Source organism: Rhizorhabdus histidinilytica (assembly GCF_900167915.1).
Taxonomy (GTDB): Bacteria; Pseudomonadota; Alphaproteobacteria; order Sphingomonadales; family Sphingomonadaceae; genus Rhizorhabdus; species Rhizorhabdus histidinilytica.
In genome coordinates this window covers 172,102-190,594 of record NZ_FUYM01000010.1, presented here as the reverse complement: position 1 = coordinate 190,594, position 18,493 = coordinate 172,102, and the positions used below count along the sequence as shown (strand labels likewise).

The 18,493-nt window shown below is 66.2% G+C and carries 19 protein-coding genes and 1 tRNA gene; 10 read left to right on the top strand and 10 right to left on the bottom strand.

Annotated features, from left to right (window positions below; genetic code table 11):
• The first annotated feature begins 7 nt into the window (after nt 1-7).
• A complete protein-coding gene (locus B5X82_RS20145; protein ID WP_079650014.1) occupies nt 8-1,342 on the top strand; it encodes an MFS transporter in 1,335 nt (444 codons plus the stop codon).
• 38 nt (nt 1,343-1,380) lie between these two features.
• Here B5X82_RS20145 and B5X82_RS20140 read toward each other — a convergent pair whose 3' ends face one another.
• The gene (locus B5X82_RS20140) at nt 1,381-2,034 is read right to left on the bottom strand and encodes an EthD family reductase (protein ID WP_079649963.1); all 654 of its coding nucleotides are present in this window, start codon (nt 2,032-2,034) and stop codon (nt 1,381-1,383) included.
• 108 nt (nt 2,035-2,142) lie between these two features.
• Between B5X82_RS20140 and B5X82_RS20135 the strand changes: the two genes are divergently transcribed.
• Nucleotides 2,143-2,988: an EthD domain-containing protein gene (locus B5X82_RS20135; RefSeq protein ID WP_079649962.1), complete on the top strand. Its 846-nt coding sequence runs from the start codon at nt 2,143-2,145 to the stop codon at nt 2,986-2,988.
• 21 nt (nt 2,989-3,009) lie between these two features.
• On the opposite strand, the gene B5X82_RS20130 is transcribed toward B5X82_RS20135, so the two are convergent.
• The 4 genes from B5X82_RS20130 to B5X82_RS20115 form a co-directional block, all read right to left on the bottom strand.
• Nucleotides 3,010-4,311 (bottom strand): aromatic ring-hydroxylating dioxygenase subunit alpha, encoded by a 1,302-nt coding sequence (locus B5X82_RS20130; RefSeq protein WP_079649961.1) that lies wholly within the window; start codon nt 4,309-4,311, stop codon nt 3,010-3,012.
• A complete protein-coding gene (locus B5X82_RS20125) occupies nt 4,311-5,075 on the bottom strand; it encodes an enoyl-CoA hydratase/isomerase family protein (protein WP_079649960.1) in 765 nt (254 codons plus the stop codon). The genes B5X82_RS20130 and B5X82_RS20125 overlap by 1 nt, the downstream gene beginning before the upstream one ends.
• On the bottom strand, nt 5,072-5,599 hold the full coding sequence (locus tag B5X82_RS20120) for a carboxymuconolactone decarboxylase family protein (protein ID WP_223811080.1): 528 nt from the start codon (nt 5,597-5,599) through the stop codon (nt 5,072-5,074). Before B5X82_RS20120 ends, B5X82_RS20125 begins: the two co-directional genes overlap by 4 nt.
• A 176-nt stretch (nt 5,600-5,775) precedes the next feature.
• Nucleotides 5,776-6,474, bottom strand: coding sequence for a GntR family transcriptional regulator (locus B5X82_RS20115; protein ID WP_223811079.1), 699 nt, complete (start codon nt 6,472-6,474; stop codon nt 5,776-5,778).
• A 216-nt stretch (nt 6,475-6,690) separates the two neighbouring features.
• Here B5X82_RS20115 and B5X82_RS20110 point away from each other — a divergent pair, with 216 nt between their 5' ends.
• Together B5X82_RS20110 and B5X82_RS20105 are read left to right on the top strand one after the other, a co-directional pair.
• Nucleotides 6,691-7,389, top strand: a complete 699-nt coding sequence (locus B5X82_RS20110; RefSeq protein ID WP_079649958.1) for a glutathione S-transferase family protein — start codon at nt 6,691-6,693, stop codon at nt 7,387-7,389.
• Nucleotides 7,390-7,417: 28 nt separating this feature from the next.
• Nucleotides 7,418-8,596: a CaiB/BaiF CoA transferase family protein gene (locus B5X82_RS20105; protein WP_079649957.1), complete on the top strand. Its 1,179-nt coding sequence runs from the start codon at nt 7,418-7,420 to the stop codon at nt 8,594-8,596.
• Nucleotides 8,597-8,678: 82 nt separating this feature from the next.
• Here the strand turns inward: B5X82_RS20105 and B5X82_RS20100 are convergent, their stop codons facing one another.
• The 3 genes from B5X82_RS20100 to B5X82_RS20090 are packed head-to-tail and all read right to left on the bottom strand — an operon-like array spanning nt 8,679 to nt 10,761.
• A complete protein-coding gene (locus B5X82_RS20100; RefSeq protein ID WP_079649956.1) occupies nt 8,679-9,335 on the bottom strand; it encodes an RraA family protein in 657 nt (218 codons plus the stop codon).
• Nucleotides 9,332-10,003, bottom strand: a complete 672-nt coding sequence (locus B5X82_RS20095; RefSeq protein WP_079649955.1) for an RraA family protein — start codon at nt 10,001-10,003, stop codon at nt 9,332-9,334. The genes B5X82_RS20100 and B5X82_RS20095 overlap by 4 nt, the downstream gene beginning before the upstream one ends.
• A 23-nt stretch (nt 10,004-10,026) precedes the next feature.
• The gene (locus tag B5X82_RS20090; RefSeq protein ID WP_223811078.1) at nt 10,027-10,761 is read right to left on the bottom strand and encodes an EthD domain-containing protein; all 735 of its coding nucleotides are present in this window, start codon (nt 10,759-10,761) and stop codon (nt 10,027-10,029) included.
• Between the two features lie 264 nt (nt 10,762-11,025).
• On the opposite strand from B5X82_RS20090, the gene B5X82_RS20085 reads away from it, so the two are divergent.
• Genes B5X82_RS20085 through B5X82_RS20065 form a run of 5 tightly spaced genes read left to right on the top strand, consistent with a single transcriptional unit; the run spans nt 11,026 to nt 15,337 of the window.
• Complete coding sequence (locus B5X82_RS20085; RefSeq protein WP_139385143.1) at nt 11,026-12,363, top strand: MFS transporter; 1,338 nt, start codon at nt 11,026-11,028, stop codon at nt 12,361-12,363.
• A gap of 40 nt (nt 12,364-12,403) precedes the next feature.
• Nucleotides 12,404-13,390, top strand: coding sequence for a DODA-type extradiol aromatic ring-opening family dioxygenase (locus B5X82_RS20080; RefSeq protein ID WP_235862738.1), 987 nt, complete (start codon nt 12,404-12,406; stop codon nt 13,388-13,390).
• An 11-nt stretch (nt 13,391-13,401) separates the two neighbouring features.
• Entirely contained in the window at nt 13,402-13,791 is a 390-nt protein-coding gene (locus B5X82_RS20075) for a RidA family protein (protein WP_079649952.1), read from the top strand.
• Nucleotides 13,788-14,774 (top strand): amidohydrolase family protein, encoded by a 987-nt coding sequence (locus B5X82_RS20070; RefSeq protein ID WP_079649951.1) that lies wholly within the window; start codon nt 13,788-13,790, stop codon nt 14,772-14,774. Before B5X82_RS20075 ends, B5X82_RS20070 begins: the two co-directional genes overlap by 4 nt.
• Nucleotides 14,771-15,337, top strand: a complete 567-nt coding sequence (locus B5X82_RS20065) for a DUF4286 family protein (RefSeq protein WP_079649950.1) — start codon at nt 14,771-14,773, stop codon at nt 15,335-15,337. Before B5X82_RS20070 ends, B5X82_RS20065 begins: the two co-directional genes overlap by 4 nt.
• A 258-nt stretch (nt 15,338-15,595) precedes the next feature.
• Here the strand turns inward: B5X82_RS20065 and B5X82_RS20060 are convergent.
• Nucleotides 15,596-15,686: transfer RNA gene (locus B5X82_RS20060), tRNA-Ser, on the bottom strand.
• Nucleotides 15,687-15,761: 75 nt separating this feature from the next.
• Between B5X82_RS20060 and B5X82_RS20055 the strand changes: the two genes are divergently transcribed.
• On the top strand, nt 15,762-16,667 hold the full coding sequence (locus B5X82_RS20055) for a peptidylprolyl isomerase (RefSeq protein ID WP_079649949.1): 906 nt from the start codon (nt 15,762-15,764) through the stop codon (nt 16,665-16,667).
• 89 nt (nt 16,668-16,756) lie between these two features.
• Here the strand turns inward: B5X82_RS20055 and groL are convergent, their stop codons facing one another.
• Nucleotides 16,757-18,406, bottom strand: a complete 1,650-nt coding sequence (gene groL, locus B5X82_RS20050) for a chaperonin GroEL (RefSeq protein ID WP_079649948.1) — start codon at nt 18,404-18,406, stop codon at nt 16,757-16,759.
• Between the last annotated feature and the right edge of the window lie 87 nt (nt 18,407-18,493).

The window sequence follows — 18,493 nt, the reverse complement described above, 5'->3', positions numbered from 1 at the left end:
GCGGGCGGTGGCGGATGCGGGACATTCGGGCGTCGCACAGATCGTGCGATCGGGGCCGCTGAAGCCGTGGCAACTCGTCACGATCATCCTCTGTATCCTGATCAACATCTCGGATGGACTGGATACGTCGGCAATCGCCTATGCGGCGCCGTCGATCCTCCACGACTGGCGGCTGGGGCCGGACACCATGGGGCTGATCTTCAGCCTCGGCGCGGCGGGGCTGGTCTGCGGTGCCATCTTCATAGCGCCGCTCGCCGACCGGATAGGCCGGCGCAACATCATCATAGGGGCGGTGGCGCTCAACGGCGTGTCGATGCTGGCGATCGCAGCCGTCGACTCCGTCGAGGCGTTGCTCGCCCTGCGCTTCGTCACCGGCCTGGGGATCGGTGCGCTCGTACCGTCGCTGAGCGTGATGGTGATCGAGTTCTCGACCGAGCGGCGCGGCAATATCTTCCTCGCGCTGGTTCATGTCGGCTTTGCCTTGGGCGCGATGCTCGGCGCGGCGGTGGGGGCCGTGCTCATCGAGTCTTTCGGCTGGCGATCGATCTTCGTCTTTGCCGGCATGGTGAGCCTGGTTCTCGCCGCCCTCTCCGTGCTTTTGCTGCCGGAATCGCTGCATTTCCTGCTGACCAGGCAGCCTCGCAATGCCCTGGCGCGGGCGAATGCACTGCTTGTTCGCCTGGACGAGCCGCAGCTCAAGACGCTTCCGTCGCGTCCGCCCACGCGCGGAACCGGGCGGGGAACGGTGCGCATGCTTTTCGCCGCAGAGCATCGGAAGAGGACGCTTCTGCTTTGGCTGGCCGCGTTCGCACGCTATTTCGTCAGCTATTTCCTTACGCAGTGGAAGCCGCAGATCCTCGTTCTGGCAGGAGTGTCGCCGGCGCTCGCGATCGCGAGCGGGGTCGTCACCGGCGGCGCGGCGATCATGGGTGCGTTGCTGATGGGCACCTTCGCCTCGGCCATTGGCGCGCCGCGCGCGACCTGTGCCAGCTTCGTGCTGTGCGCGGCCAGTCTCGTCATCTTCGGCTTCATCCAGGCCGAGCCCGTGCTGCTGCTCACCGTCGCCGCGGTCGCCCTGTTCGCGATCGAGGCGACCTTCACCGGCGTGGTCATCGCCGCGACGCGTTTCTATCCCGTCGAACTCAGGAGCACGGGCGTAGGCTATGCGATCGGCGTCGGTCGGTTCGGCGCGATCGCCGGCCCCTATCTGGGCGGCGCGCTGCTGGCGATGAACCTCGGCCGGGCGATCGTCTATCCCGTCTATGCAGCGGCATGCCTGATAGGCGCGGCGGCTGTCCTGCTCGCCTTCCGGGGGCGGAAAAGCGCGGCCGCGTCAGCCTGAGCCGGTCAGCCATCGAGCCGTGCCGGCGGGGAAATCGCTTAATGTTCGTCGACATAGAGCAGCACATGGCTATGGAAGAAGCCCAGCCGTGCACCGACCGTGCTCCTGATCGCGAGACTGGCCGCCTCGAAGGCCTGCGCGTCGGTCCACCACAGCTCGGCATAGCCGTCCCAGGGACCCTGCTCATGGTCGAGCAGGTTGAGCACATAGCCTTCGAGACCCGGCTGCTCGTTCGCCTGCGGCGCATGTTGGTGGACCCAGTCCTCGAAGAAACTCTCCCGGCTCGTCTGCGGAGCCCTGCCGACCAGCCCGATGCGTTTCACCCGGCGCCGTCCCGCCTGCGCGATCACCGGCCGTATGACGACCTCGCGCGTATGGAAGCGCATGACCTCGTTCCGCATGAACAAGGCGCGATCGGCGGCGATTGCCGCGGCCAGCGCGGGATCGGTATCGTCCCGCGCCGCCGGGTCGAACCAGAGTTCGATCACGGCGTCATAGGGTGCGCCCGGACTGCGTGCGCGGTCGACAAGGTTGAGCACCAGACCTCTGAGGCCGGCCAGCGGCCGCAGGAGAGGGGCGTGGCAACGATGCCAGTGGTCGAGGAATGCCTCGGGGGTTAGGCCGTCGGCGCGACGGATGAACTCGGTCCGCTTGCGAAACGGTTCGAGGTCGATGGCGAGGCCGTCAGGCATGGGCCAGCCGCATGATTGACGACCTATAGATCATACTTTAGACCTTTTATTGTCACGTGACGGGCCGTGCATGAGCCGTCGCAGATATATTGAACGGGAGAGGCGGCGATGAACGAGGACCGGCCTGGCCGATATGCGCGCCGGCATCTGCTGGCCATGGGCGGGATGGGCCTCGTGTCCGCGCTCGCAACGCGGAGTCCCGCGAAAGCGGCTGTCGCTGCTCCCCCGTCGGTGGACGGGTTGCGGAAGTCGATCTCGTTGATCGTGCGGAAACCGCCGCTGACGGTCGAGCAGTTCAACGGCCGCTGGCTCGGCGAGCACGGACCGGGTTCGCGCAAGGTGCCGGGGCTGCGGGGTTTCGTGCTCGGCGAAGTGGTGGCGGATCCCGGCAGCCGCCCCGATGCGCCGGCGGGGCCCGCGCTCGACGGCATCACCGAGTCCTGGCAGTCGGCCGGCATCGATCGGGCCGTCCAGGCGCGCGATAATCCGCTCGTGCGCGACTGGTTGGCAGCAGCCCCCACTTATATCGGTGCGATCACCATCTATGCGACGCGGGAGCATGTCTTCGTCCCGCCGGTGCGCGGCGGACTCAAGGTGATGACGCTCATTTCGCGCAAGCCCGGTGCCTCGCACGAGGATTTCGTGCGCCATGTGCTGGAGGTGCATGGCCCCCTGTCGCGCGACGTGCCGGGGCTCGGCGGCTATGTCCTGTCCGAGATCGTCCGTAGCGCAGGGATGCCCGGAATCCCGCCCGTTCCCGGGCTCGGCGAGATCGACATCATCGGGACGAGCTGGTTGCCCGCCGAGCCGGGCCGCGGGACAGCCGATAGCCCCGGACGACGTGCGTGGCTCGCCGACGGCGCCGCGCATTTCGGTCGGTTCGTGCGCTACGCGATGGTCGAGCATGTGTTCATCCCGCCGCCTGACCCTTCCGCACCCCCGGCCCCGCGCTGAGCGGGCGAAGCGGGGCGCGGATCAGGCGGCCTGGGGCGCCTGCCGGGCGGACGGCTGGGCCATCTCCTCCGGCGTCACGCCCATTGCCGCCCATAGCGCCTCCTGTACTTCGCGTGGCTGCCCCGCCTGATAGGGGTAGCCGCGAAGATGCCGGCCGAGGACCGGATGCGCGAGCAGCTCGGCCCGCGGCAGGCCGCGCGTATAGCGATCATAATGAGAGATCGGCAGGTGGATCACGCCGCCCTCGGGCGGGGTGCGCAGCACGCCCTTGGGGTCGCGGCCTTCGGCCACCGCCTTGACGTCGGCGAACAATTGGCGTCGCATCAGCCCGACGCCCAGATCGCTCCGCCCGAGATGTTCCTTGGTACGGTCGGCAATCGTGCCCTGGCCGATCCAGGCGACGAAATCCTGGTTCATGACATGGCTGGAGATCCACTCGCCATCGGCGTCGCGGGTCGGGCCATACCAATAGGGGATGCGTTCCTGGACATAGGGCTCGCTCTCCAGCGGCACGCGCTGGAATGACCAGGCTATGCTCAGCGTGTTCTCATCGTCGATCGGCACGCGCCATTCGAAATGATCCCCGAGGAAGACGCCGATCGGCCAGAGCGTCACCCGGCCGACGGTCCACAGGTCATGCTTCTCGTCGGTATCCTCCCGGATACGCTTGTAGAGGAAGCCATGCTCGAATTCCTCGAAGTCGATCTTGACGTGGCGGGGAGCATAGGGGCCGCGCTGACCCTTGAGCCTTATGCTCCAGTTCGAGTGCATCCATTCGAAATGCACCGGATCGATCGAATTCTCCTGGCACTGAGCCCAGTTGCACGGCACCTCCGAGATGATGATCTGCTTGAAGCCGTTGGGCCAGGAGAAGGCCTCATATTGCGGCAGGATCGGCGGCTCGCCGGTTCCCAGGAAAGCCCAGAGCAGGCCTCCCGTCGCGCGGACCGGATAGGCCTTCGTGCGAACCTTGTCGCGAACCTGCGCGTTGCCCAGCGCGACATCTTCATAGGGCTGTTCGACGGTGCGGCCGTCGGCATCGAACAGCCAACCGTGATAGTTGCAGCGCAGGCCGCAATCCTCCACGAAACCGAAGGACATGTCGGCGCGGCGGTGCGGGCAGTGCCGGTCGATCAGGCCGATATGGCCGCCCAGGTCCTTGTACAACACCAGATTCTCGCCGAGCAGGCGGACGGGCTTGACGGCCCGGTCGTCCAGCTCGCTCTCGGCCGCGATCGGCAGCCAGTATTGGCGCAGGAGCGTTCCCATCGGCGTTCCCGGGCCTACCCGGGTGAGCAGTTCGTTCTGTTCGTGCGTAAGCATCAGCGTCCCCGGAAGACAGGTGCCCGTTTTTCGACGACGGCACGGACGGCTTCGCGAGCGTCCTCCGTCGCCATAAGCTTGGTGCTGTAGGTCTGTTCGAGGGCATAGCCCTCGTCGACCGGCAGGAATTCCGCCGCGTTCATCGACTCCTTGCCCAGGCGCAGGCCCAGAGGCGCTTTCTGCGCGATATCGTCTGCGAGGGCATGGGCGGTGTCGAGAAGCTTGGCCGGATCGACCAGCTCGTCGACGAGCCCCGTCACCAGCGCCATCGGCGCCTTTATGGGCCGTCCCGTGAAGACCATCCGTCGCAGCATCCCCTGCTTGACCAGCCGGCCGACATGCGCGGTGCCGCCGCAGCGGCCGATGTTGATCTCGGGCAGGCCGAAGGTGGCCGTCGGCACCGACAGCCGGATATCCGACACGGCTGCAAGGACGCAGCCGGCGCCAAGCGCCGGGCCGTTGATGGCGGCGATCACGGGAACTGGGCAGTGACGGATCGTGGCAAAGGTGCGGCGGATGATGACAGCATTCGCCTCGTCGTCCTCGAGCCTGGCCGACACGAATTCATGCAGGTCCTTGCCGGCGCAGAAGGCCTTGCTTCCCGCCCCGGTGAACACCACGCAGTTGATCGTCGGATCGCCGCCGATTTCCTCGAAGGCTTCGGTGAGCGCCTCATAGTCGGCCAGCGTCAGCGCATTCACCGGCGGGCGATCCATGGTGACCCGGGCGACGGCGCCCGATCGCTCTATCCTGATACTGGTCATTCCGCAGCCTCTCGAAACGGATGGGCCGATCCCGCCGGAAGATCGAACGCATGGGCGTTCAGTGTCATCGCGACCAGCGTATAATAGCCGATCAGGGCGGTCAGCTCGACGACGCCGACGGTACCGATCAGCGACAAGGCATCATCGTAAACGGCGTCGCTGACACCATGCCGGTCGTGCAGCTCCTTGGCATAGGTGTAGATGATCTCGTCGTCCCGCCTTTCGAAAGAGGGGCGAAGATTGCACCGGATCGCTTCGATGATCCCGTCGGAAAGGCCGTTGGATCGGGCGACCGGTTCATGCTGAATCCATTCGAAAGGACAATCCCAGGCGCGCGCGGTGACGAGGATCGCCAGTTCGCTGTGCCGCGGAGGAAGCGAAGTCCGGTAGCGCAGCAACTGTCCGAACTGCTGCCATTTGTCGGCGAGCTCGGCATTGTGAAGCGCGGCGCGCAACGGTCCGACCATCAGGCCGCGGGGACCGTTGACGACATCCTGGTAGACCTGGAACTGGGCAGGCGTCATGGTTTCGACTTCGGGAAACGGAATTCGTGGCACCCAGCTCTCCACCCTTCGCACATCCCTGCGGTGCGCGGCTGTCTCGCGCCATGATCGAGGCTTCGCCCCGATCGGCAAAAGACATATAGGGCATCTTTATGACCTTTGTCGAGGCCATTCGATTCCGGAGTGACGGACCTGCTTTACTTCAGCTTGATGTCGAGGCGGACGATGTCGCCGCGATAGGTCCCGTCGGAGACCATGACGAGCTTGCCGCTGCCGTCGACCGCCGACCGGTGGACGTAGGCGACGGGAGCGTTGAGCGGGACCCCCAGTTCCTTGGCCGTCACTACGTCGGCGGCGCCGATCGTCAGCGTCTGGCGCACGTCCTCGAGCTTGACGCCGCGGATACCGCTCAGCAGGCTCAGCGCGGTCTTCGTCTCCAGGTCCTCGCGCTTGACGCGCTTGTACAGCGCTTCGTCGAGATAGGTGTAGGCGACGAGAAAGGGCTTGCCGTCGCGCGAATGCCGGCGCTTGAACCGGCGATAGCTGCGCGCCCGCTCGCCGGTTGCATTGAGGAAGACGGGCGGCTGCAGTCCGCTCTCCTCCGACAGCAGCTCGATCGTGGCGCCGGGGCGCGATCGAAGCAGGCCCGACCAGTCGGTCTCCACCTCGCACCATAGCTGTTCCTGGGGCCTATAGGTCACGAAAGTGCCCTTTGCGCGGTAGCGCGCGATCAGCCCCTCATTGTCGAGCCGGCCCAGTGCCTGTCGGACGGTTGCGCGCGCCACGCCATATTCCGCAGCCAGTTCCTCGACCGTCGGAATCTGGCTGTCGGTCTGCCATTGCCCGGACTCGATCATCCGCCGAAACAATGTGCTCAGCTGAAGATAGCGGGGCATCCCGGTGGCGTCATCGTCCAGGGGACGCGATTCAGTGAGTGGCTGCGAGCTCATGATCCTGACGTAAGGCAAAGTGGGTTCCATTCCAAGTCGCTCCCACTGGCGGCCTCCACTTGTCGGGCAGGCGGGCTGGTCGAAGATATTACATCTTAGTTTATTCCTATGGAACATTAGCTTAAGCTGGTCTAGTTTCCATATTGTTGATCTTCCCGTACGATGGGGCCTCGCTTGTCCTCCGCATCATATTTTCCCGACGCGTCGAGCGCAGGTCGCAGCCTTGCCGGCGATTCGCTCGCCCTGCCGGTCGCATTGCACTGGTCGCCGAAGTCGCCCTTCGTCCGGAAGGTGATGATCGTGCTGATCGAATGTGGACTTGCCGGGCAGGTCGAAAAGATACGCACCCCGGTCGACCGGCGAAGGCCGAACGTCGCCTATATGCAGCAGAACCCACTCGGCACGATACCTGCCCTGCGTCTCTCGGACGAGACGCTGCTGTTCGATTCTCCCCTGATTTGCGATTATCTGCTTACCCTCCGGCCGCGGCCGGACCTGCTGCCGTCCGCAGGGCGCCAACGATTCGATGTGCTGCGCCGGCAGGCCTTTGCCGATGCCATGCTCGATGCCATCCTCCTGTGGCGCCAGGAGCGGATACGCCCGGCGGCCGAGCAGAGCGCGGAGATCCACGCGGCCTATGCGATCAAGGCATCCGCCGCGCTCGACCGGCTGGACGTCGATGCGCGCACCTTCGCGGGCGCGTTCGACCTGGGCCACATCGCCACCGGGTCGGCGCTCGCCTATCTCGACCTTCGTTTCCCGGACATGGAGTGGCGGCACGGACGAAACGGCCTCGCCGCGTGGTACCGGAGGTTCGAGGATCACCCCTCGGCCCGGGCGACGCGCCTCACGCTCGATTGAAACCTTTCCTCCAGCCAGGATCAAGACCGTGCCCGGACCTCTCAGCCATATCCGTGTCCTCGACCTCAGCCGGGTGCTGGCCGGCCCTTTCGCCGGGCAGATCTTGGCCGATCTCGGTGCCGACGTGATCAAGGTCGAGAGGCCCGGCGTCGGCGACGATACCCGGCAATGGGGGCCTCCTTTCCTGACGGGCGAGGACGGGGAGCGCGGCGACGCTGGCTATTTCCTGGCAGCCAATCGCGGCAAGCGGTCGGTGCAGGCGGATCTGGCCGATCCCGATGGGCAGGCGCTGGTGCGGTCGTTGGCCCGGAATTCGGACATCGTGCTCGAGAACTACAAGACGGGCAGTCTTGCCAAGTGGGGCCTGGGCTATGCGGATCTGGCGGCCATCCGGCCCGACATCATCTATTGCTCGATCACCGGCTTCGGGCAGAGTGGCCCGCGCGCCGGGCAGGCCGCCTATGATTTCATGATCCAGGCGATGGGCGGGTTGATGAGCGTCACCGGCGAGGCCGATGGTCATCCCGGCGCGGGGCCGCAGAAGGTCGGCGTTCCCGTCGTCGATCTGATGACGGGCATGTATGCGGCGATCGGGGTGCTCGCCGCGCTCGCACGCCGGGCGGAGACGGGGGAGGGCGAGTATATCGACCTGGCCATGCTCGACGTGATGGTGGGTTCGCTGGCGAACCAGGCGATGAACTTTCTGGTGTCGGGCAACGTCCCGCGTCGCGCCGGCAACAAGCATCCGAACATCCAGCCGCAGGACGTGTTCCCCTGCCGGGATGGCCATGTCGTGGTGGTGGTCGGCAACGACGGTCAATATGCCAAATTCTGCGGAGCCATCGGTCGCCCGGATCTGGCGGCGGATCCCGACTTCGCCACCAATGGTGGCCGGGTGCGCAACCAGGCGCGGCTCCTGCCCCAGATCATCGCCGCGCTCGCCTGCGAGGAGATGGCGGTGTGGGTCGCACGTCTGGAGGCCGCCGGGGTCCCCTGCGCCCCCATCAACACGGCGGCCGACGCCTTCGCCGACCCCCAGGTCGTCCATCGCGAGATGCTGGTGCGGCTCGATCATCCGGTGGCCGGCAGCCTGCCGATGGTCGCCAGCCCGCTGCGTTTCGACAATGCGCGGATCGTCTATGATCGCGCGCCGCCGCTGCTGGGCGAGCATGACGAGGAGATTCGCCGCGAGGCGGGCCGCGCCTGACGAACGAACCAGGCGGGCTCGGAAATCAAGGCAAGGCAAATAGCCGGAGCGATCGATCCGATGCAATCGGATCGCGGACCGCCTAGTCCGCGTTCCGGCGCTGTAGCTGGTGATAGTTCAACTGCTTGCGTGCCTCGTCGAGCCGCATGCCCTGATCGAGCGCGGTCCTGATCGAGGCTTCGGCCCGTTCGATCTCCTCGGCGGCGGCGAGGATCGCATCCTCATGGGAACGGGGCAGCACGACGGCGCCGTCGGCATCACCGCGGACGATGTCGCCGGGGGCGACGCGGGCGTCGCCGATCGTCACCACCGTGTCGCTGGTTTCCAACTGCACGCGATCCTTGCCGGTCCGCATCGAATAGCTCCGGCTGAACACCGGATAGCCGAGCGAGCGGGCGAGGTCGGTGTCGCGGCAGGCCCCGTCGATCAATGTACCGGCTATGCCGCGACGGTGCGCTACCGAGGTGAGGATATCGCCCCAGACGGTCGCATCCTCCCGCCCGCCATTGTCGAGCACCACGACGCTGCCGGGCGGGACGTCGTCGATATAGTCGCCGACACTGCCGGCCGGACTGGCGGCGGCCGCATATTGGAAGGTGACGGCGCGGCCCAGCAGGCGGAAGGCGGGGTCGAGCGGCTTGATGCCGAGGCATTGGCCGCCGATGCCGAGCTTGTCCATCGCGTCGCTCAGCGTCGCGGTGTCGAGCCGGCCGGCGCGATCGAGATTGTCGTCGCTCATTGCGCCGCCTCCGTCTCGCTGAGCATGTTCTCGTAGCGCGCGCCCATCACCTGGCCGACCGGCTCGCCCGCGCGCACCGCCTCGGTCATCGCCGCCTCGCGGGCTGATATCCTTTCGGCGGCGGCAAGCAGCTCCTCGATTCGCGCAGTGGGTACGAAGACGACGCCGCTGCTGTCGGCGACCACATAGTCGCCGTCGCTGACCAGGGTGTCGCCGACCGTCACCGGCTCGCCCGATGCGATCTCGAAGATGCGGCCGCGCGCCGTCCGACAGGTGGTCGATCGGCTGTAGACCGGAAAGCCGAGTTCCGCGGCTTCGTCGATGTCGCGGGCCGGCCCTTCCACGATCACGCCGGCCAGCCCGCGCATCTGCGCCGCGTTGGAAAGAATCCCGCCCCAGCCGGCGGCGTCGACGCCCGTGCGCTGTTCGACGACGACGATGTCGCCTGGCCCCGCGCGCTCGATGGCGGAGGTGCAGAGATGGCGATGCGATCCATTGGGTGGGGTGCCCGGCGCCAACGTTACCGTCGTCACGCGCCCGGCAATGCGGCGTCGGACGGATTGCCAGCCGATCCCGGTGACGGCGGGAGGAAGCCCGAGTTGGTCGGCGGCGTCGGATATGCAGCAGGCATCGAGCCTGCCCAGGCGGTCGAGAAGGGTTTGGGTCATCGTGCGTCCTGACTGGCAGCGTTTCAGCTTGGTTGGATGATCACATGTTCGCGGGTGCGGTAGCCGATCGCTTCGCCGATGCTGGCCTTGCCGTCGGCGTACCAGCGCTCGCGCTGCGGAGAGGGTGGTGCGTCCATATCCTCGCGAAAGGACTGCGCGATGCCGTCGATCTCGCCGAACCCGGCCAGTGGTGCTATGTCGCCGCGCCGCGCTTCCGCGATTACCTCGTTGAGGATGAGGCCCGACACTTCCGGCACGTCCCGCGCCATCGGTCCATGCACCTCGAGCCAATGCTTGGCAAACTGGGCGTGGCTCTGTCCGGGCTTGCGCTTGAGCAGCGCGATCAATCCATCGCCGCCCCGCTTCGGAGGTACGAAGACATTCTCGCTGACGCGGAAGCCCTTGATCTGCCCGACGAACAATGGGCCGTCGGCATACCATGCCTTGGCGGCCTCGGGAGCGGCCGGATTCTGGAGCGAGCTTGTCTCCTCCTTCCAGGATTCGGCAATGCCGTCGATCTCGATCCGCGGCCCGCCCGGCAGGTGCGCCGAAGCGGTGGAGACCAGCGTCACCTCGTTGCAGATCATCCCTCGCATGCCCGGCACGCGCAGCGCCATCGGGGCATGGACGTCCAGCCAGTAGCGCATGAACTCGGCATGGGTCGTGCCCGGTTTGCGGGCCATGAAGGTGAGCGTCTTGATGATGCGCGGACCGGCAGCCCGTGCGACGGCGTCGCTCGATGCGAGCGTTCCGGCCATCAGCGCCGCGCCGCCCAGGAGAAGGTCTCGCCGTGATGGATTCGATCGCTCGCCATGGTCCTGCATCCGCCCTCTCTCGTGATGAATCAATCAATCAGCTAGATTTTTGGTAGCAGCTATCCTGCCGCCTGGCGAAGGGTTTGCCAAGGACTTGCTGGGGAAAAATCTAGCCCTGGGGCGGGTTGCACAGCGCAGATCGCACTGCTAGTAAAAACTAATAAGTCATAATTACGTATTTTTATAAAGAGGCGAAAGGCGGCGCGCGTGGATCAGGATGCTCCCAAGGCGATGGCGGACGCTCCGATGACGCCGTTCCAGTTCGCGGTCGTCCTGCTGTGTTGCGTGATCAACATGGCGGATGGCGCCGACGTCATCGTGATGGCTTATGCCGCCCCGTTGATCGCGCGGCAGTGGCAGATCACCCCGGAGGTCCTCGGGATGGTCTTCGCCGCGGCGCCGGTCGGCATGGCGATCGGCGCATTCGGTCTGGCTCCCCTCGCCGACAGGGTCGGCCGGCGGGTGATCATTCTTTCCGCCTTCGGCGGCATCACCATCTGCATGCTGCTCACCGGTGTCGCTGACACGGTGCCGATGCTGGCCGCGGTCCGTCTACTGACCGGAATAGGCCTGGGTACGCTGCTGGCGAGCCTGACCGTGATCATCGTCGAATATACCAACCGCCGATGGGGCAATTTCTTCATAGCGGTCTTTCATATCGGTTTCGCGCTGGGGGCCAGCCTGATGGGAATCGTCGCGGCTTCGCTCGCTGACGATTATGGGTGGCGCTCCTTCTTCATCGTCGGCGGATCGGTGAACCTGCTGATCTTCGCGGTCAGCTTGTTCCTCTTGCCCGAGTCGGTCGAATTCCTGATGGAATCGCACCCGCGCAACGCACTGGCGCGCATCAACCGCATTTTCGCCAGGATCGGCCGTGCGCCGCTGTCGGTGCTGCCGTCGCCTAGCGAGAAGGTGAAGCGGGGCGGCGGCTTGCCGAGCCTGCTGAGGCCGCCCTTGCGGCGGCCCTCGCTGCTGCTCTGGGCGGCCTCGATGGGCTATACGGTGGTCAGCTATTATCATCTGAACTGGACGCCGCATGTTCTTGCCGATGCGGGCGTGGCCGCGCATCTGGCGATCTCCAGCGGGGTGTTCACCGGCACGGGGGCGATCGCCGGCAATCTCAGCATGGGGGTCCTTTCGAGCCGCACCGACACCGTTCGGCTCACCGCCTTCTATTTCCTGGGGGCGGCAATCTCGCTGGCCGGTTTCGGACTGATCGCGCCCAATGCGTTTGGCATGTTCGCGGCGGCGACGTTGATCAGCTTCTTCACGCTCGGCGGGTTCAGCGGCCTGATGATCGTCACCTCGCGCCAATATCCGGCGCTCGTCCGCAGCACGGGTGTCGGGGCGGTCGTGGGGTTCGGGCGGTTCGGCGCGGCGTTCGGGCCGATGCTCGGGGGGCTGATGATCGGCGCCGGCCTGCCGCTCTCGGCATCCTATCTGGTCTTCGCCGCTTTCGCGTCGATCCCGTTCATGATGCTGTTGACGCTGCGCGCCCGGCCGTCCTTGGATGGTCCGATGCCGGACGCGCTGGCTGCGAAATGAAGGGCGCACTCGCCTCGCGGCGACAGGATGAGGATCTCGGATGGCACGACTGACGCACGGCTTCGGCGTTTCGCACACGCCCATGCTCAACATGGAGATCGAGGACTGGGGCAAGTTCGTCGAGCGCGACGCAATGGGCAGTTTCCTCGACACGAGCGGCAGACCGGCAACCTTCGACGAACTGCTCCGTTCGGCCCCGGCCGGCGTCGCGGAGCTGATCGCCCCGGATGCTCTCGACCGGCGGTTCGTCGCCTCGCAGGCTGGGCTCGATCGCGTCCGCGCGGCGATCAGGGATGCGCAGCTCGATGCGCTGATCGTCGTCGGCGACGACCAGAAGGAACTCTATCATGAGGACAATCTGCCCAGCATCCTCGTCTACTACGGCAGCACGATCCGTAATGTGCCGCGGCACCTCGTCAAGCCGAACAGGGTGGCCTGGTTCCAGCGCGCCCGCGGCGGCTATTATGAGGCCGAGGGGATGCGCGACTATCCCGTCGACGCGGGGCTCGCCCGCCATCTGATTGCCGCCCTGGTCGAACAGGAATTCGACATCTCGACATCGGATCGCCTGCCCGATGGCGAAGGCGAGGGGCATGCCTTCGGCTTCATCCACAAGCAGGTCTCGGGGGCCGACATCCCGATCGTGCCGGTCGCGCTGAACACCTATTATCCGCCCAACCAGCCGACGCCGCGCCGCTGCTATGCGCTGGGCAGGGCGATCCGTACGGCGGTGGAGAGCTATCCGGAGGACAAGCGGGTCGGCATCATCGCGTCGGGCGGGCTCAGCCATTTCGTCGTCGACGAGGATCTCGACCGGGGCCTGATCGAGGCGATGCGCCGGAAGGACCCCGACGCCTTGTGCGGGATCGACCGCACGAGAATCAATTCGGGAAGCTCGGAAATCCGCAACTGGATCTGCGCTGCGGGTGCGGTCGAGCATCTGCAGATGCAGTGGCACGAATATCTGCCCTGCTACCGTACCGCGGCAGGCACCGGGACCGGCGTCGCCTTCGCCGAGTGGCATTGAGGGAGGGCGTCTTGCGTCAGAAGAGCATCCATGTCGACAAGATCGGTCATAGCGCGCCGATCCCGCTCGCGTGCCGCGTCGGGCCGATCCTGGCGACCTCGGGCATCATGGGCCGCGATGCCGATACCGGCAGGATGCCGGAGGATGCCGCAGGACAGGTGGCGAACTGCTTCCGCAATCTCGGCCTCGTCCTCGCCGAAGCGGACATGGACCTCGGCGACGTCGTCCGCTTCACCATCTACGTCAAGCGCGAGGAGGACCGGAACGCGATCAACCCGGTCTGGCTCGCCCATTATCCCGATCCGGCCCGACGGCCCGCCCGTCACGTGCAGGTGATGGACCTGCGCGGCGCCGTCCTCGTCCAGCTCGAAGTGCTCGCCGTCGCCAAGGAGGCATCATGATCATCGATTCCCACGCCCATGTCGTCCTCGACGATATCTCCTACCGGCACATGGCGACCCTCACGGGCAGCCGGAACAATCCCAGGTCGCTGGCGAAGCTTCCCCCCGATGAGGTGATCCATAAGACGGTACGGGGCCTGCTGAAGCAGATGGATGAGGTGGGCACCGACATGCAGTTCCTGTCGCCGCGTCCCTATCTGCAGATGCACTCGCTCGCCCCGGCGAGCGTGCCGCTCACCTGGGCTCGCTACAACAACGACCTCATCCATGCCCATGTCCGCACGGCGCCCGACCGTTTCCGCGGGATCGCCGGACTGCCGCAGTTCCGCGACAGCAGCCCCGCCGCCTGCATCGAGGAGCTCGAGCGCGCAGTTACCGAACTCGGCTTCGTCGGCTGTCTTCTCAACCCCGATCCGATGGAAGGCGACGGCCCGCCGCCGCCGGGGCTGGGCGACGAATTCTGGTATCCGCTCTACGAGAAGATCTGCGAACTCGACATTCCGGTGCTGGTCCATTCGGCCGGCTGCTGTCATCCGCGTGAATCCTATACGTTGAAATTCATCAACGAGGGCAGCATCGCGATCATGTCGCTGTTGAGCTCCCGCGTGTTCCAGGACTTTCCCAAGCTGAAGATGATCATCTCGCACGGCGGCGGCGCGATCCCCTACCAGATCGGTCGTTTCCGGGCGGGCCATATCCGACGCAACCAGGATTTCGACGCGAAGCTGAAGCAGCTCTATTTCGACACCTGTGTCTATTCGGTCGAAGGGCTCGAGCTGCTGTTCCGGATCTGTGGCCCCGAGAACTGCCTGTTCGGCACCGAGCGGCCCGGCACCGCGTCCGTATTCAATCCGGAGTGGGGGCACGAACTCGACGACCTCAAGCGGGTCATCGACGGCATCGAATGGCTGAACGACGAGGATCGCGCCAAGATTTACGAAGGCAATTGCCGCAAGCTCTATACCCGCGCTTTCCCCGCATGAAGGAGGCAGGCCTCCGATGGCTCGCCTTCACGCTGCGGATGGCGGAGGAGGAGAGGCGGGGGCCGCCGGCCCCTCCCGACGACGCAGCCCTGTTGAGCGCGGTGGGGTGGATCGAGAAGGATCTGACCAATCCCGTCTCCACCTCTGCGGGGCGCCTGCTGCTCTGCGATGCCGTTTCGCCGCTGCGGTTGCCGGACGACGGCTCCGGCTGGCTATGGACGGGCGTGGAGATCGGGCCGGGTGGGGCGGTCGCTCCCACGGGGGCGGGCGGTCTGCTGCTCAACCTCATGGACATCGATGCTGCGCATGAGGATGAGTTCAACGATTGGTACGACACCGAACATCTGCCGCGCATGGCGGCGGTCGACGGGGTGATGATGGCGCGGCGGTTCCGCAGCGAAACGGATTCGCCGCGCTATCTCGCAAGCTATCATCTCAGCGAATTGGCGGTCGTTGCGGGCGAAACCTGGAAGGAGGCCGCCAATACGCCCTGGACGGCGCGTATGCGACGACACCGCACCGGCTTGGTCCGCAAGGGGTTCGTGCGGTTCCAAGGCGGCTGAACCGGGAACGCAAGCCTGGCTCGGTGCGCGACGGCGGTCTTCGTCGCGAGCGCAGACCGATTTCCTTCACCGGCCGATCGACCAGAACAAAGGATCAGGCTGAGCTATCGGCCCAGACCTTCGCGCGTTCTCTTCGGCGCGACACATAGGCCGCGTGGTCGCAGGCGCTCTCCACCTTGTCCCCAAGCACATGGGCGAACAATCAGGAGAGAAAAGTCGAAACCAGTGGTGGTTTGCGGACCCCTGTGGAATGGTCCGTGGCGGAGCGGGAGGGATTCGAACCCTCGATACGGTTTTGCCGTATACTCACTTTCCAGGCGAGCGCCTTCGACCACTCGGCCACCGCTCCGCATGCGCTGGAAGGCCGGTTCCCTAGCGGGTGGCGACGGGTTCCGCAAGGCGCGGGAGCATGTATCATGCGTGCATGGACAACCCTCTCCGCTTCGCCCTCCCGCCGCTCGCCGCCCTGCTGTTCGCCGGGGCGCCGCTCGGCGCATCGAGCCCGCCGGCCCGGCCGCTCTCCTCGACCGACATCGTCGCGGCGGCGCCCGCCGACGCCTGGGTGGCGGTCCCGCCCGAAGATCTGCTCGTCGTCGATCTCGAGGGCGGCCAGCGCGTCGTCATCGCGCTCGCGCCCGGCTTCGCGCCGGTCCATGTCGCCAATATCCGGCGGCTGGTGCGCAGCGGCTGGTTCGCCGGCATCACCGTCAACCGCGTGCAGGACAATTATGTCGTCCAATGGGGCGACGCGACCGAGAAGAAGCCGCTGCCCGACGGCATCGTCGCCAGCCCGCCCGCCGAATATGCGCGCGACCTGAAAGGGCTCGGCTTCCGGACAATGCCCTATCGCGACGCCTATGCCGAACGGGTGGGGCATGCCGGCGGCTGGCCGGTGGCGAGCGACGGGACGTTCGCCTGGCTGCCGCACTGCTATGGCATGGTCGGGGCGGGGCGCAACCTCGCCCCCGATACCGGCACCGGAGCGGAGCTTTACGCGGTGATCGGCCATGGCCCGCGCCATCTCGATCGCAACATCGCGCTGGTCGGGCGGGTGCTGTCGGGGATGGAGGCTCTGAGCGCGCTGCCGCGCGGCACCGAGGCGCTCGGCTTCTACCGGGAGGGAACGCCGCGCCCGGCGATCGTCGCCGCGCGCCTCGCATCGGATATGCCCGCTGCCGAACGCCCGGCGTTCGAACTGATGCGCGCCGATTCGCAGAGTTTCGCCGACTGGCTGACCGCGCGCGCCAATCGCAAGGACGACTTCTTCATCCGCCCCGCCGGAGCAATCGACATCTGCAACGCGCTGCCGCCGGTGCGCGCCAAGGGGTAGGCGCAAAGCGAAAGGGCCCGGGGATCGCTCCCCGGGCCCTTCCCATTTCCGATGACCGGATGGTCGACCGGACTTCTGCGATCGCTCGCTTAGAAGTCCATGCCGCCCATGCCGCCCATACCACCCATGCCGCCGCCGGGCATGGCCGGGGCCTTGTCCTCGGGCAGCTCGGCGATCGTCGCCTCGGTGGTGATGAGCAGACCGGCGACCGAGGCCGCGTCCTGCAGCGCGGTGCGGACGACCTTGGTCGGGTCGATCACGCCGGCGGCGACGAGGTTCTCATAGGTGTCGGTCGCGGCGTTGAAGCCCTTGGTCTCGTCATTCTCGCGCAGCAGGTTGCCGGCGACGACCGCGCCGTCCTGACCGGCGTTCTGGGCGATCTGCTTGACCGGAGCCGAGATGGCGCGACGGATGATGTCGATGCCGCGGGTCTGGTCGTCGTTCGCGCCCTTGAGGCCGTCGAGCGCCTTGGTCGCATAGAGGAGGGCGGTACCGCCACCGGGGACGATGCCCTCCTCGACGGCCGCGCGGGTCGCGTGCAGCGCGTCGTCGACGCGGTCCTTGCGCTCCTTCACCTCGACCTCGGTCGCACCGCCGACCTTGATGACGGCGACGCCGCCGGCGAGCTTGGCCAGGCGCTCCTGGAGCTTCTCGCGGTCATAGTCGGACGTGGTGATCTCGATCTGCTTGCGGATCGCCTCGACGCGGCCCTTGATCGCATCGGCCGCACCGGCGCCATCGACGATGGTGGTGTTGTCCTTGTCGATCGTGACGCGCTTGGCGGTGCCGAGCATGCCGATGGTGACGTTCTCGAGCTTGATGCCGAGGTCCTCGGAGATCAGCTCGCCGTTGGTCAGGATCGCGATGTCCTCGAGCATCGCCTTGCGGCGATCGCCGAAGCCCGGCGCCTTGACGGCCGCGACCTTCAGGCCGCCACGCAGCTTGTTGACGACCAGGGTGGCCAGAGCCTCGCCCTCGATGTCCTCGGCGATGATCAGCAGCGGACGGCCCGACTGCACGACCGCCTCGAGGATCGGCAGGATCGACTGCAGGTTCGACAGCTTCTTCTCATGGATGAGGATGTACGGGTCGGTCAGCTCGACCTGCATCTTCTCCGGGTTGGTGATGAAGTAGGGCGAGAGGTAGCCGCGGTCGAACTGCATGCCCTCGACGACGTCGAGCTCGAACTCGAGGCCCTTGGCCTCCTCGACGGTGATCACGCCTTCCTTGCCGACCTTGTCCATCGCTTCCGCGATCTTCTCGCCGACTTCCTTGTCGCCATTGGCCGAGATGATGCCGACCTGGGCGACCTCGTTCGAACCGGCGACCGGCTTCGAGCGGGCCTTGAGGTTCTCGACGACCTTGCCGACCGCGAGGTCGATGCCGCGCTTCAGGTCCATCGGGTTCATGCCGGCCGCGACCGACTTGAGGCCCTCGCGGACGATCGCCTGGGCGAGCACGGTGGCGGTGGTGGTGCCGTCGCCGGCCAGGTCGTTGGTCTTCGAGGCGACTTCGCGGACGAGCTGCGCGCCGATATTCTCGAACTTGTCCTTCAGTTCGATTTCCTTGGCGACGGTGACGCCGTCCTTGGTGATGCGCGGGGCGCCGAACGACTTGTCGATGACGACGTTGCGGCCCTTCGGGCCCAGCGTGACCTTCACCGCGTCGGCGAGGATGTCGACGCCGCGCAGGATGCGCTCACGGGCGTCGCGCGAAAACTTGACGTCTTTCGCTGCCATGTTCGTAATTCCTTCTCTCTATCGCGTTATCCCGGCGGTCGCCGGGATCGGAACATGCTTGGTGGCTTGGTCGATGATCCGAGCCGT